This is a genomic window from Paenibacillus sp. 01T424 (genome assembly GCF_056398745.1).
Genome location: NZ_JBFTPZ010000007.1, coordinates 45,979 through 57,165 on the forward strand (window position 1 = coordinate 45,979; position 11,187 = coordinate 57,165).

Here is an 11,187-nt window from a genome sequence, read left to right on the forward strand (position 1 = left end):
CGGATACAAGCAAACGCGAGCGATCTATGTGATACGTCCCATGTTGATAAATAGCAAGACGGAGCTGCAGCCGCAGCCCCGATTAAGAATGATTAAGATACCTCTGGAATCTGAGCAATTAACACTTTGACACCTTTGTTCTCAATATCCTCAATGGCATTTATGCTGGCTTCACTATCGGTAATTAATAGATCCATATCGGTAATGGGGCCTTCTTTTGCAAAAAAATCGACGCCTAGCTTCTCATGAGGAGCTAGACAAATTCGTTTTCTAGAAATTTCGACCGCCGTTCGTCCTAATGAAGCTACTTCTGGAGAAGAGGTGCTTACCCCGTTTTTGGAAATTCCGCCCCCAGCAGCGAAGCACAGATCTAAAGTGAATTGTCTAAGAAACTGATTAGCGAGTGTATCGGAAATGTTTCCAGAACTTTTCACTTTGCCGCCTATCAAATAAACATCAATTTCTTCACGATCCTTCAACACATCAGCCACTCTGATTGCATTCGTAACCACCGTAAAAGGTACCTCAGGAAGAAACTTTAACATGCCGTAATGGATGCCTGCACTGCCTATAAATACAGTATCTTTTTCTTGTATAAAAGAAGCTGCTAATTTAGATATGGCATCTTGATGCGGTGAAGCCTCTTTATAACGTAGGTCTGGCGGGAGCGGGGCGCTGCGGACTTTAGCAGCTGGTATTGCGCCGCCATGCGTACGTTTGAGCAGCCCTTTCTCCTCCATAATCGATAGATCCCTTCGGATGGAATCAATCGACAATTCAAACATATCCGCTAGTTCCTTGGCGAGTACTCTGCCGTTTTTTTGTAGCAGCTCAATAATCTTGTCACGACGCTCATCGGTAAACAAATCGAATCGCCTCCTCTGGATTTTATAACCAGTTACAATTCCATATTATTCGGTTTTATTCAGTTTTGTCAATCTATTTTGTTCGTGTTAATTCTGTTTTGTTCTGGTTTTGGTTGAGGGGCAGCCATTCCTGTAGTTGGTCCGCACATTTCAGTCGGAGAGGACCGATTGACGTTTGATATATCGCCGATGAATCCTGATAATGTAAAGCTAGTAGGCTGGAAGCATATAAAAGGCCCGCAGAAAGGTTATATTTTAAAAAGATAAGGTAAAATTTGAGCTTTATAGATGACTAACTATACCGATAGAGGTGTACTTGCATAGTTTGAAGTAGACCTATTTCAACATTACTAAGAAAAGGAATGTGATTCGAAGTGGAAAGAAGAAAAAGAGCTCGTATAAGCGCAATTCTTCCTACTGTAGATGAACCATTTAATGACTTTAGTCAACCGGTTGATTCTACTTTTGAGCCTGGTTTTGAAAGAGCAGGGTCTATGTTTAGTCGAATCGGCGGTATTGATGGAATCATGTCCATGATGGGAAGAATGCAGCAGTTGTTTGGCTTCGTTCAACAGATCCCTCCTACTTTCAAAGTAGTTGGTTCATTTTTTGGACCAAAGGCAACCGTCAGCAATCTATCCAGAAAACCAGCAAGAATAAAAAATAAAAAATACGACGCAAAATCACGGACAGCCGCAACTTCGCGTCGCACTACAAAAAACAGATAGAGTAACGTAGAGCAATCCTTTTATTAAAAGCCATAAAAAAGGTTAATCATAGCGATTTAATCTAATCTCCCATCTAACTTGCGAGTTCGCTTTTTCGCGAGAATAGTTGGGTGTTTTCTTTGACTTAATCCCTAGCTCACGGCTAGTGCTTCATTTTGCTCAAATGCTTTGGCTTTAATCTAGCGATGATAGGCAGCGTCAGCAGCAGTACGAAGCTGGAAGTCCCGTACACAAAAATTAAAGAGGTCGCTTCTTTCAGAAACCCTGAGCAAAATGTACCGATTAACATAAATCCGATAAATACAGGAACCATCACACCGTTAACACGACCAACGTATTCATCCTGTACGGATTTGATAAATAGCATATTAAGCAGTACTTGCAGCACGGTATAAAATAAACCGACCAGCAGATGGAATGATGCGGTCAACCAAACGTAAGTGGAAAGCGCCTGAACGAGCACTCCCGTCGCCGTTACAATAATAACAACGGTAAATATTTCCCGAGTTTCAAAACGATTGCCAATAGAAGCAGCTATTAATCCCCCAGCTAACATCCCGACTCCGTATAACATACTGAACCATTGCAAATTCTCTTTCGGCAATTGCAGTCTTTCCGTCAATATAAATACATCAAGTGGTTGAATAAGTCCCCAAGACAGACCATCTATAGCAAACCATACGGCTATAACAACCAATATTCTATTTTGACGGAGGTAGATCATACCCTCTTTAATTTCTTTCAGAACAGAGCTGTTTTCTTTTTTCTCTTCACGGGTCTGTTTAGGAAGAAACGAAAGAAAGGAGGCAGAAAGGGCGAATAGGATCAATAAGCTGTATAAGGATACCTTAAGTCCAAAATTAACGTAAATAGCGGTACCGATGACAGGCCCAACAATCATGAAAATCGAGTTCATGCTTTGCGTTAAACCAACAGCTGCTCCAACATGCTTCGGTTCAACATAACGTTTAATGAGCTTAATGGATGATGGCTGAGAGAACTGTGTAATAATAGTGGATACGAAAGTGGCGATATAAATAGCTGGCCAGAAGCCTAGATCCAAAACGCCAATGATGAGCAAAATAGATACGATACTTAATAAGTCAGCTATAATCATCGTTTTTTTGGGATTCCACCGATCAACGAGCGCCCCGCCTACAAGGGCAACAGCAAAGATAGGAAAATATTCGATAACCGTCAGCATCGACACAGCGACCGGGTCATTATTTGATTTTTCCAATACAAAAAAGAGCAAAGCAATGTTCCGTATCCATGTACCTATATTTTGCAATAAATCAGAAGCGGTAACTAATAAATAAACGCGATTACTAAATAATGTTTTCATATGGCTTCACCTATTATGTTTCTATAAATTTAATTCCATGACCATTCCGACAACCGGCCCGTCTGCATCAATCTCACCGTTTAAGCGGAATCCAAAATGTTCATAAAGCTGTTGAGCACGCGAATTATGTTGATGGAGGCTCAAATAAATGGTTCTGATTTCAAATAATTGCTGAAAATATTCGAGTAGTATAGGAATAAACCGCTTGGCATATCCGTTTCCTTGGAATCGGTAATCAATCATAAAGCGGTCAAGCCACACACTCTTGTTCACGTTGTTTTGCCAGCCGTACATTGCATAGCCGACTAAAGTTTCGCCATCATATAATGCAAGCGAAGTTGCGTTTTTCTCAAATAAACATTCGGCTAAAGAAAAGGCGTTGCTTTCAATAAATGGTTGCTGCTCCTTGGACACCGATAATGCGGCTACAGCGCGCCAGTTTTCTGTTGTTACTTCACAAAAATGAAGACTCATTCTGTTCACTCGCTTTCTTTTGCAGTAAATTCCAATACTCATGAAACTATTTTTGTTTTTATAGTTTTCAAGCTGTTTAAAAAAAGAATAAAAGCGTTGGCTTTTATTCTCCCTTTGCAGTTCTAGGCACTAGTCCAAATAGAATAATATCGACAATGGTGGATAAAGCTTCGGAAAGCGTAATATCATTTTTTTGATAAAAGCGTTGATCGAGTGTTGAGTTTGCTGCGTCGATCATTAGCTTCATAATGACAGATATATTTTTGTTAACTATTATGCCTTCGTGAATGCCTTGTTCAATGACGCTGCGCAATGCATCCCAGTCATCGGTCAGCGCATCATCAATTTTTTTCCATTGCTCTGGATAGTAACGCTTCATTTGCTCCAATATCCGTATATCATATAATTCATAATGTTTTGTTAGAAGGGTTACAATACCTCTGATTTTCTCAATAATCGATAAGCTTGCGTCTTGCGTGATCTGAGCTGTTTTCTCATCGAATTCACCTAAAGTTTGCGCAATGAGTGCTTCCAAAATACTTACTTTAGAAGGGAAATGCTCGTACAATGTCCGTTTGCTAATTCCTAGCCGAGAGGCCAAATCGTCCATTGTAAATTTGATTCCTTTATCATGAATCTCTTCGATAAATGCTTTCATAATTCGATCTATCAAGAACAGACCCCCTGAGAGAGAACTTTTAGATTAGAGAAAACTAAAAAAACTAAAATAGTTTCATGGATCGATTTTACCTGTTTGTCTTTCCATTGTCAATGGCAGGCTAATACTCATGAAGACAATGCTTTATCTGGAATATGGTAAAATAATAGCGGATGATAAGGAGATTGTTGAATCTGGTCGAAAATCATTTAGAAATGAATCCTACATTGAGTTGTAGGGCCTATAACGTTTATAATAAAACGATAATATTCCAAAAGAAAAGGTGTCATTCATGAGCATATTAAACGTAGAACGACTAAGCCACGGCTTTGGAGATCGCGCGATCTTCAACGACGTATCCTTCCGCCTGCTTAAAGGCGAGCATATTGGACTGATCGGCGCTAACGGCGAGGGCAAGTCCACTTTTATGAACATTATTACAGGCAAGCTGCAGCCTGACGACGGCAAGGTTGAATGGTCGAAGCGCATGCGCGTAGGTTATCTCGATCAGCATGCGGTTCTCAGCAAAGGAATGACGATGCGGGACGTGCTGAAGGGAGCTTTTCAGTACCTGCTCGATATGGAACAAGAAATGAACGATATGTACGGCAGAATGGGCGATGTAACGCCAGAGGAACTCGAGCAAATGCTTGAGGATGTTGGAACGATTCAGGATACGCTGACGAATCAGGATTTCTATTTGATTGACGCGAAAATTGACGAAACGGCTCGTGGTCTTGGCCTTACGGATATTGGTCTTGATAAGGACGTTAATGATTTGAGCGGAGGGCAGCGGACGAAGGTGCTTCTAGCGAAGCTGCTGCTGGAGAAGCCGGACATTTTGCTTCTCGATGAGCCGACGAACTATCTCGATGAGCAGCATATCGAATGGCTGAAGCGTTACTTGCAAGAGTACGAGAATGCATTTATTCTCATTTCACATGATATCCCGTTCCTTAACAGTGTAATTAACCTCATTTATCATATGGAGAATCAAGAGCTGAACCGCTATGTTGGCGACTATGAATACTTCCAACAGGTTCATGAAATGAAAAAGCAGCAGCTTGAATCGGCCTATAAGCGTCAGCAGCAGGAAATAGCTGATCTGAAGGACTTCGTAGCACGCAACAAAGCGAGCGTAGCGACGCGGAACATGGCGATGTCGAGGCAGAAGAAGCTCGATAAGATGGATGTCATTGAAATTGCGAAGGAAAAGCCGAAGCCGCAGTTCAACTTCAAGGACGGAAGAACCTCCGGCAAGCTCATATTCGAGACGAAGGAGCTTGTTATCGGATATGACAGTCCGTTGTCGAGACCGCTTGATCTTCGTATGGAACGAGGACAGAAGATTGCTCTCGTRGGGGCGAACGGTATTGGTAAAACGACGCTGCTGCGCAGTATTTTAGGTGAAATTCCAGCTATATCGGGTACGGTACAGCGCGGGGAGCATCAGCAAATCGGATATTTCCAACAGGAAATTAAGGATGCAAACTACAATACGTGTATTGAGGAAGTGTGGAAGGAGTTCCCTTCACTCTCCCAATTCGAAGTACGTGCGGCACTCGCGAAATGCGGGCTGACGACCAAGCATATTGAAAGCAAAATTGCGGTGCTTAGCGGCGGCGAGAAGGCGAAGGTTCGCCTTTGCAAGCTGATCAACAGCGAAACAAACCTGTTAGTACTGGATGAGCCAACCAATCACTTGGATGTCGATGCGAAGGACGAGCTGAAACGTGCGCTTAAGGCGTACAAAGGCAGCATTTTGCTTATCTCTCACGAACCAGAATTTTACCGCGATGTTGTAACCGATACATGGAACTGTGAATCATGGACGACGAAGGTATTTTAATTCGTCTAATATAGCCAGAAAGAGGAGACGAGCCTGCAGGCTCGTCTCCTTTTTTGCATAGGGTAGGTGAAACCGTTTCGCTGGTTCATTAAGGCAAGAGTAGACAAGGCTGCATACAGATGCTAGGTTTAAAGCGGATGGATTTGACCTAGGATATTTGGGTAAGGCTTGTTTAATCCTTTTATTACATTAAGCAAAGTAGGTTTAAAAGAATGAATAATAGCGATCAGCCGATTTATCGATTTAGTGAAGCGCCTATTTGGGAGCTGCAGCGCGCTTATTTTGAAGAGCAGGGCATCGAGGCGTGGCAAAATGATGAAGTGCCGCAGTACATTACGAACAATCCTGTGATCGCGTCTGCTTATGCAGAGATCATATTCGGATTTTTACAGGATAGAGCAAGGTTAGGTGGCATATCGGAGGAACCGATTACGATCCTTGAGCTTGGAGCAGGCTCGGGTCGACTAGCCTATCAAGTGCTGACGGCATTATGTGAGCTGATAGATTTTGCTGGTATGGAGCTTCCGCCGTTTCGTTACATCATGAGTGATTTGCCAGTCAAAAATATTGACTATTGGCAGCAGCATGAACGCTTACAGCCATTTGTCCAGCAAGGCATACTCGATTTCGCTAAGTTTGACGCGGTACGTGATACAGAGCTTCGATTGACGGAATCGGGTGTCACGATAAAGCAGGCAGATCTGAAGCAGCCGCTGCTGCTTGTTGCCAATTATTTTTTTGACAGCATTCCGCAAGAGCTCATTTATGTGGATGAAGGTCATATTTTTGAATGTAAAGTGTCCTTCGCGGTACCTGCTGCTGAGGCGGATGGCATAGATGTATCGGACATGCTGGTGAGCATAGAGCCCGAGTATCATTACCGAAGAGCAGCCGAGTATGAAGAGCAATCGTACCCCTATCGGAATGTGATTGAGCTGTATAAGCAGCAGCTTGAGGATTCGCATATCCTCTTCCCGGAGATTGGGATGGATTGTCTTGAACGGCTTGGACGGTTATCACAAGCGGGATTTGTACTGCTTACAGCCGATAAAGGCGATCACCGAATGGAGAACTGGGCATTTGCTGAGCCGCCCGAACTGATTCATCACGGCAGCTTTTCGCTCACGGCCAATTATCATGCGATACAGCATGTTTTTGAACAAAAAGGCGCATTGTCCTATTTTACTAACCATCATTATAAAAATTTGAATGTAGGCTGCATCATCATGCTGGAGAAGCCAGCGACCTATGCGAACACACGCTTAGCTTATCGTCGTTTTGTCGAACGTTTTGGACCGGATGATTTTTTTAGCATGAAGCTATGGTTTGACGAGCATTTGGAATCGCTAGAGATGTACGCCATTTTAGCTTTCTGGCGACTGAGCCGCTACGATGCGCAATTGTTCATTCAAAGCGCTGAGCGCATACAGTCGCTGCTGCCAGATAGCAGCGACGAAGAAGCCGATGATCTTCGGCAGGGTATGCAAATGATGTGGGCGGGCTATTATCCGATGAATGAACAGCACCATTTGGCTTTGGCATGCGGAAGTCTGCTTTATGAGCTGGAGCTGTATGCGGATGCGAGGCTATATTTGGAGCGTTCGATGGAGGCTGGCAAGACGACTGTGGATGCACTCTACAAGCTGGCGATTTGCTGCTATGAAGAGGGCGAAGAGCCAGAAGCATTACAATATGCGCATCAAGTTTTGGCGATGGAGCCAGAACATGAGGAAGCGAAGTCGTTGTTGACTGCCTTCAAATAAGAGGCGTGACAGCCATTTTTCGTTGTTGCGCACACGTCGAATTGGCGTAATAAGCACGTATGTGTGCTTACGGACGAGCTACATAGGCTATTTTGAGGCTGTAAGCGCAAATGTGTGCTTACAGCCATTTTTCGTTGTTGCGGGTACGTCGAATTGGTGTAATAAGCACGTATGTGTGCTTACGGACGAGCTACATAGGCTATTTTGAGGCTGTAAGCGCAAATGAGTGCTTACAGCCATTTTTCGTTGTTGCGCACACGTCGAATTGGTGTAATAAGCACGTATGTGTGCTTACGGACGAGCTACATAGGCTATTTTGAGGCTGTAAGCGCAAATGTGTGCTTACAGCCATTTTTCATTGTTGCGCACACGTCGAATTGGCGCAATAAGCTCGTATGTGTGCTTACGGACGAACAACATATCCTGTTTTATGGCTGGAAGCACATATACGTGCTTCCAGCTTTTTTCGTTGCTGCATATTGGTAGTGGTCATTTCTCTGACTGAGGCTGCATGCGGTAATGCTTTGGGCTGGTGCCATAGAAGGCACTGAAATGGCGTGTAAAAGGATGGATAGAGGCATAACCAAGCTTCTCGGCAATGGCGGTAACGCTCAACTCGCTTTCGAGCAAGAGATGGGAAGCGCGTCTCATGAGCAGCTTGTGATGGTAGGCTTTTGGCGTGAGTCCGGTTTCTCGTAAAAACAAAGCATGAAAGTAGGTTCGCTTCAGCCCGCAAAATTCCCACCATGTCTCGACGGACTCGCGTTTCTCAGGATGAGCATTTAGATGCGTGAGCAAGCGGACGATGCGATAGTCGGTAGGCTGGTGCGTATGAATCGTATTGTACCAGTTCAGAATCCAAGCATAGAGCAAGCTGTTCATCATCTCTGTTCGGTAAAATTGCGAATCATTATACAGCTTAGCGAGCATTAAGAAGGAATCGTACAGCTCTGGATAAGGCTGCAAGGAAAATACGCATGGCAGGCTGTCGAGTTCATCACATGCCATGGAAGGGGCGACGGTATTCAGCTCGAACGGCTCCGGGTCGTAGATGAACGTTCGATTGGCAGAGACGGGATCACTCTGATTCCAGAGATCACAATACAAATTGTAGGAGGACAGCGGATGGTCGGATGAAATATGGAAGGCGTGAGGCTGCTCTGGCCTAAGAAAGATCAGCGTTCGATTGTTGATGGGGTATTTCTTGCCGTCAATCTCCATTTCCCCGGGACCATCTGTAAATAAATGAAAAGCATAAACACTGCAAATGCGCAGCTTCTCATTGGAGCTGCCATCATAAAGGTAATACATGGAATCTCCGACATGAGGCGTGATCTCGTTCAGCTTCTTCAAGCGAACACCCTTTTCTTTGGTATATTCATATAAAATTTAGCGGATGAATTGTCAACTTAATGGATGTCTGATCAAATACACGTTCCTGTATAGATGATACAATAACAAAAATATTAGGGAATGAACAGCAATAGCTGATGTGGATCAATTAACAACATAAATCTTTTCTTTAGCTAGCTTAACTTTTGCATGTACATGGAGGAATGCCTTTGAGATTTAAAGATAAGGTTGTGCTTATAACCGGCGGCGGTTCTGGTATCGGCGAGGAAAGCGCACGGTTGTTCGCGGCAGAAGGCGCACAAGTCGTCATAGCAGATTGGAATGAGCATGAAGGGCAGCGCGTGGCTGATGAAATCAATAAACAACAAGGATTTTTGAAAGGGCTTCCATATAGAAGTGCGCGGGCAATTCAGACGGATGTATCGCGTGAGAGTGCGGTTGAAGCGCTTATGAAAGAAACGGTTCAGACATTCGGCAAGCTCGATGTTCTGTATAACAATGCAGCGGTTATTCTGCCAAAGCCGCTTGAGGAAATCGATGAGCAGTCATTTGACCATGTTCTTGCGGTAAATTTGAAGGGCGTGTATCTGATGATCAAGCATGCGATTCCGCTATTGCGGCAGACCAAAGGCGCGATTGTGAATATGGCTTCGCTGAACGGTCTTATCGGGCAGCGGAATAATCCGATTTATGCTGCTTCCAAAGGAGCGGTTATTGCGCTGACGAAGTCATTGGCGCTCGATTTTGCAGCGGATGGTGTAAGAGTCAACTGTGTGTGTCCGGCCGGTGTGATGACGCCTTTATTGGAAGATTGGCTGAGACAGCAGCCTGATCAAGCAGCAGCGCTGGATGCGCTGAATACGATGCATCCGCTTGGCCGATCGGCAACCTCGGAGGAGATCGCGCAGTCGGTACTGTATTTGGCTTCCCAGCAGGCGTCTTTCATAACGGGTGTAGCTCTTCCGGTTGAGGGTGGGGCTTCGCTAGGCTATTAAACAAAAGGAAGGGAGTACAAACGATGAAAATCACAAAAGTGGAAACATTCGTACTTCATGTGCCCATCGACCCGCCAATAACGGATGCGATTAATGTGGCGACGCATTGGGGACTGTCAGGCGTTCGGATCTTTACAGATGAAGGTTACGTCGGATACGGCTACACAGGAACCTGCGCCCATGGCGATGATATGATCGTCGACACGATTGAACGTTATTACGCTCCGGAGCTGATCGGCAAGGACCCTTTTATGGTAAAGGAGATTTGGGAGACGCTGCGGTATGGCAAAATGCACTGGATCGGACGGGCAGGCATTACGCATATGGCGCTTGCTGCTGTGGATATTGCGTTATGGGACATTATGTCGAAGGCGTCCAACAAGCCGTTATGGCAGTACCTTGGCGGACATAAATCAAAAGGCATTAAAGCCTATAACACGAACGGCGGCTGGTTGAACTGGTCGAAGGAGCGTTTGCTGAAGGATGTCACGGACATTGTCGAGCAGGGGTTTACAGGGGTGAAGATTAAGGTTGGCAAGTCCGATCCACATGAAGATTATGACCGAGTGAAGGCGGTGCGCAAAGCGATTGGCGATCAGGTGATCTTTATGATCGACGTTAATCAGCAATGGAATATTAATACGGCGATGACCTGGGGCAAGAAGCTGGAGGAATTTGATTTATTTTGGCTGGAGGAGCCGCTTAATCCTGATGATATTCTAGGTCACAAGAAGCTGGCGGATGCACTAAATGTTCCGATTGCACTCGGTGAGCATGTGTACTCGAAATATGCGTTCCGTGATTATATTCATCAAGGCGCTATCGAATATTGTCAGGTTGATGTTACGCGGGTAGCGGGTATTACGGAGTGGCTGCAGGTCGCGGGGCTGGCCGCTTCGTACGACATACCAATCTGCCCGCATGTCGGCGATATGGGACAAATTCACCAGCATTTGGTGGCGGCTACGCCGGGGGCAATGATGCTTGAGTATATCCCTTGGATCAGAACGATCTTTGTTGAACCGGCAACCGTCAAGAATGGACAATATGTGCTGCCGGAGCTGCCGGGCGCTTCCACTGAAATCATTCCTAAATATTTTAATGAATTCCGTATTCGATAGATAGCAGGGAAATTGACAATTCAATTGTTACACGA

At 44.6% G+C, this 11,187-nt stretch carries 10 protein-coding genes; 5 read left to right on the top strand and 5 right to left on the bottom strand.

Features of this window, described 5'->3' with window-relative positions; all coding sequences use genetic code 11:
* Positions 1 to 92 precede the first annotated feature (92 nt).
* On the bottom strand, positions 93 to 866 hold the full coding sequence (locus tag AC1DPK_RS08370) for a DeoR/GlpR family DNA-binding transcription regulator (RefSeq protein ID WP_477509980.1): 774 nt from the start codon (positions 864 to 866) through the stop codon (positions 93 to 95).
* Positions 867 to 1,240: 374 nt separating this feature from the next.
* On the opposite strand from AC1DPK_RS08370, the gene AC1DPK_RS08375 reads away from it, so the two are divergent.
* Positions 1,241 to 1,594 (top strand): hypothetical protein, encoded by a 354-nt coding sequence (locus AC1DPK_RS08375; RefSeq protein WP_076270337.1) that lies wholly within the window; start codon positions 1,241 to 1,243, stop codon positions 1,592 to 1,594.
* 142 nt (positions 1,595 to 1,736) lie between these two features.
* Here the strand turns inward: AC1DPK_RS08375 and AC1DPK_RS08380 are convergent, their stop codons facing one another.
* The 3 genes from AC1DPK_RS08380 to AC1DPK_RS08390 all read right to left on the bottom strand — a co-directional run bounded on the left by AC1DPK_RS08380 (position 1,737) and on the right by AC1DPK_RS08390 (position 4,071).
* The gene (locus AC1DPK_RS08380) at positions 1,737 to 2,939 is read right to left on the bottom strand and encodes an MFS transporter (protein WP_477509981.1); all 1,203 of its coding nucleotides are present in this window, start codon (positions 2,937 to 2,939) and stop codon (positions 1,737 to 1,739) included.
* A gap of 21 nt (positions 2,940 to 2,960) precedes the next feature.
* Positions 2,961 to 3,413, bottom strand: coding sequence for a GNAT family N-acetyltransferase (locus AC1DPK_RS08385; protein WP_477509982.1), 453 nt, complete (start codon positions 3,411 to 3,413; stop codon positions 2,961 to 2,963).
* A 103-nt stretch (positions 3,414 to 3,516) separates the two neighbouring features.
* Positions 3,517 to 4,071: a TetR/AcrR family transcriptional regulator gene (locus tag AC1DPK_RS08390; RefSeq protein WP_477510049.1), complete on the bottom strand. Its 555-nt coding sequence runs from the start codon at positions 4,069 to 4,071 to the stop codon at positions 3,517 to 3,519.
* Between the two features lie 292 nt (positions 4,072 to 4,363).
* On the opposite strand from AC1DPK_RS08390, the gene AC1DPK_RS08395 reads away from it, so the two are divergent.
* Both AC1DPK_RS08395 and AC1DPK_RS08400 read left to right on the top strand, forming a co-directional pair.
* Positions 4,364 to 5,920, top strand: a complete 1,557-nt coding sequence (locus AC1DPK_RS08395; protein WP_441885522.1) for an ABC-F family ATP-binding cassette domain-containing protein — start codon at positions 4,364 to 4,366, stop codon at positions 5,918 to 5,920.
* A gap of 212 nt (positions 5,921 to 6,132) precedes the next feature.
* A complete protein-coding gene (locus tag AC1DPK_RS08400) occupies positions 6,133 to 7,683 on the top strand; it encodes an SAM-dependent methyltransferase (protein ID WP_477509983.1) in 1,551 nt (516 codons plus the stop codon).
* 489 nt (positions 7,684 to 8,172) lie between these two features.
* Here AC1DPK_RS08400 and AC1DPK_RS08405 read toward each other — a convergent pair whose 3' ends face one another.
* Positions 8,173 to 9,036, bottom strand: a complete 864-nt coding sequence (locus AC1DPK_RS08405; RefSeq protein WP_477509984.1) for a helix-turn-helix domain-containing protein — start codon at positions 9,034 to 9,036, stop codon at positions 8,173 to 8,175.
* A gap of 203 nt (positions 9,037 to 9,239) precedes the next feature.
* Here AC1DPK_RS08405 and AC1DPK_RS08410 point away from each other — a divergent pair, with 203 nt between their 5' ends.
* Positions 9,240 to 10,031 (top strand): SDR family NAD(P)-dependent oxidoreductase, encoded by a 792-nt coding sequence (locus tag AC1DPK_RS08410; RefSeq protein WP_477509985.1) that lies wholly within the window; start codon positions 9,240 to 9,242, stop codon positions 10,029 to 10,031.
* A 23-nt stretch (positions 10,032 to 10,054) separates the two neighbouring features.
* Positions 10,055 to 11,152, top strand: coding sequence for a mandelate racemase/muconate lactonizing enzyme family protein (locus tag AC1DPK_RS08415; protein WP_441885514.1), 1,098 nt, complete (start codon positions 10,055 to 10,057; stop codon positions 11,150 to 11,152).
* The last annotated feature ends 35 nt before the right edge of the window (positions 11,153 to 11,187 follow it).

What these genes read in the sequence shown, in the direction of transcription:
- AC1DPK_RS08380 (WP_477509981.1), bottom strand. Translation starts at nt 2,939, where the DNA reads ATGAAAACATTATTTAGTAATCGCGTTTATTTATTAGTTACCGCTTCT.
- AC1DPK_RS08385 (WP_477509982.1), bottom strand. Translation starts at nt 3,413, where the DNA reads ATGAGTCTTCATTTTTGTGAAGTAACAACAGAAAACTGGCGCGCTGTA.
- AC1DPK_RS08390 (WP_477510049.1), bottom strand. Translation starts at nt 4,071, where the DNA reads ATGAAAGCATTTATCGAAGAGATTCATGATAAAGGAATCAAATTTACA.
- AC1DPK_RS08400 (WP_477509983.1), top strand. Translation starts at nt 6,133, where the DNA reads ATGAATAATAGCGATCAGCCGATTTATCGATTTAGTGAAGCGCCTATT.
- AC1DPK_RS08410 (WP_477509985.1), top strand. Translation starts at nt 9,240, where the DNA reads ATGCCTTTGAGATTTAAAGATAAGGTTGTGCTTATAACCGGCGGCGGT.
- AC1DPK_RS08415 (WP_441885514.1), top strand. Translation starts at nt 10,055, where the DNA reads ATGAAAATCACAAAAGTGGAAACATTCGTACTTCATGTGCCCATCGAC.